The sequence below is a fragment of the Candidatus Angelobacter sp. genome (assembly GCA_035643775.1).
Taxonomy (GTDB): domain Bacteria; phylum Bacteroidota; class Bacteroidia; order Flavobacteriales; family Blattabacteriaceae; genus DASQPV01.
Genome location: DASQPV010000009.1, coordinates 1 through 2525, shown reverse-complemented (window position 1 = coordinate 2525; position 2525 = coordinate 1). Strand labels below are relative to the sequence as shown.

The following is a 2525-nucleotide window of genomic DNA, read 5'->3' as shown; positions in this document are numbered from 1 at the left end:
CTCAGCTACACTTACTGGTTGATGACTGGCTGGACGCCCGACGTATCGGTACGAGAAATTATCATCGCCATTGTAATACAGGGCGCTGCGATGGGGCTTTTGTTCACCCCGATCCAGGTGCTGGCGTTTGTCACACTGGATCCGTCGATGCGAACGGAGGGCGCGGCGCTATTTAGTTTGCTGCGCAACTTGGGTGCGGCGATAGGTGTGTCTGTTGCGGCGTCGATGCTGGCGCGCAGCACTCAGGCGATGCATGAGCTAATTGGCGCGTCGGTCACTCCGTTCAATCGGGCCTTGCAGGTGGTCGGGCCGATCCGTCAATGGCTTCATCCATCCACAGGGCACGGCGCGGCATTGCTGGATCGGCTCATCAACGAGCAGGCGCAGATTGTCGCGTATGCGGACATTTATGTGTTGCTGATCATTACCACATTGCCGGCGTGGCTACTCCTTCTGATGATGCGCTTGCCTCCAAGAGCGAACTCACTGCCCACTTAATCTCTGCGCGACGTAACGTCACCTGACAAGACATTGCATTGGTTGCCACGATCCAGAGACCAAGAACTCGCCTAAGTAGTAGGCGGGTTCTGGCGCTAAACCTTAAGCTGGTAGACCTGCGAGCTCTTTCGATAACGGCTAGCCTCAATATCTCAAACGCGAGTAAGTTGGGTCTGTGAAGATGGCTGTTATCGGGCATTTTAGTGGTGTGTACGATCGGGTTGGCTGGCTATGTTACGACGTTCGCCGAATGCGCGAGCGGTAACCTCAAGCTTCCCGTAATGCGAGTCCCTCAGGGCGCGCGTCGGCAAATCAGAGAGCAGAGCCTGGAGTTTTCAGTGCGCCCTGTTGCTCAAGGCAAACTGAAAGCGCGCTGAAGGTAGAGGTAGGCGAGCTCGAACTCGTCCTTGTTTGGACATGCCGAGGTGATGGCGAAGTGGATGCGGCGCACGCTGGTGCGCACCTGCGCTCCGAGCTTGAGCAGCTTGAGACGAATGGTCGCGACGGCGGCATCGGCGAATTGAGTAAAGCGCAGACCGACACGGCGCAGAGTGTCAACGAGAACATATGCCATGGCCGAGAACCACATGCGGAGCTGATTGGCCTGCATGGTGGCCGACGAGGCGCGATCGGCGAACAGTTCGAACTGCTCGCCGATGCGGTTCTCGGCTTCGCCGCGGGCGCAATAGAGGTCCTCATAGAGGGCGCGCGCATCGTAGGCGAGGCGGGTGCGCTTGAGGGAGGTGACGACAAAGCGAGGATTGGCGCCCTCCAGCGTATGCTCGGCCTTGGCAACGACGCGGCGGGTGCCGCTCCAGCTGTCGATGGTGCGATACTGGAAGTCGCGGAACACGCGCGCCGGCTGGCCCGAGGCGATGCATAGGCGTTTGGCCTCGGCAAGTTGATCGACCAGTGCTCCCTCCAGGCGGCGATTGCGCGCCAGGCCAAACACGAAGTCGACGCGGTTCGCCTCGCACCATGCCATCAGTTCGTCGTTGGAGAAGCCGCTGTCGGCGCGCAGGATGATATGCACCCGCGGCCAGCGTTGGCGGATCTGCGCAATGATGCGCGCCATCTCCTCGACCGCGCCATCGCTGCCCGCGACATTCGCACGCCGCTGGCGGGCCAGCAGCAGGTGTCGGCCACAGAACACATAGAGCGGCAGGTAGCAGTACTCGTCGTAATAGCCATGGAAGAACCGGCCTTCCTGCGCTCCGTGCAATGGGATGTCGGTATTATCGAGATCCAGCACGATCTCGCGCGGCACACGCGCATGCGCTTCGAGGAACAGATCGACCAGCAGCGCATCGACCTGCGCTCCGTCGCAATCGATCTTGTGATACTTCGACGCATGGCGCCGGGGCGTGTGCTCCAGGCGATTGAGCGTACTCTTGCCAGCCAACGCCTCACAGTCACTCCGCAGCACCGGGCTCAACTTGCCCGCCAGCACTGCAAAGGTTGGGTCCTTGCGCAGTTCGTCATGATCGTTGAGATCCTCATATCCCAACGCCAGGCCGAAGATGCGCTGTCCCACCAGCGTGTCGACCTGATGCTCGACATAGCGTGGGTCGCGCCGATCGATGAAGCAGTCGGCGAAGCGACGCACCAGCCCAAGGTCTCGGTCAACCTGGCCCAGCAGCAGCGCCCCTGCATTCGAGGTAATGTTCCCACCATCGAAACCGGCCACCACCGAACGCCGTTCAACCGCTTCAAATTCCAACAACTTCGCCGTACACTCTGTCTGCATCGGGGCACACCTGGGATCGTGGAGAAACTGTTGCTGCACAACGACTTTCTCAGATTCTCAGCCCCGATGCACCGCCCGCGTATGAGAAATCGCGGCTAGAGGTAATGCCAACGACATCACGCACTTGAGCGATAACACCGGATCCGTTGACAGCTTGAAGGTCTCCCACCGACCCAGCTGTAAGCTGAATGCGCGCCACATGCATTGCGATACCGATAACCGCTTGCCCGGGCCATCCCATGGGAACCCCCATTCGTGGCATCCGGTATCCGGGCGGCTG

The 2525-nt window shown here is 60.0% G+C and carries 2 protein-coding genes; one reads left to right on the top strand and one right to left on the bottom strand.

Going from position 1 to position 2525, the window contains the following annotated elements; all coding sequences use genetic code 11:
- A partial coding sequence (locus VE128_00070; protein HZD83952.1) for an EmrB/QacA family drug resistance transporter occupies positions 1-498 on the top strand: 498 nt, incomplete at its 5' end.
- 352 nt (positions 499-850) lie between these two features.
- Here the strand turns inward: VE128_00070 and VE128_00065 are convergent.
- Positions 851-2245, bottom strand: coding sequence for an IS1380 family transposase (locus tag VE128_00065; protein ID HZD83951.1), 1395 nt, complete (start codon positions 2243-2245; stop codon positions 851-853).
- Positions 2246-2525: the final 280 nt, after the last annotated feature.

Excerpts from the sequence above, each read along its gene's own strand:
- VE128_00065 (HZD83951.1), bottom strand. The coding sequence starts at position 2,245 with ATGCAGACAGAGTGTACGGCGAAGTTGTTGGAATTTGAAGCGGTTGAA.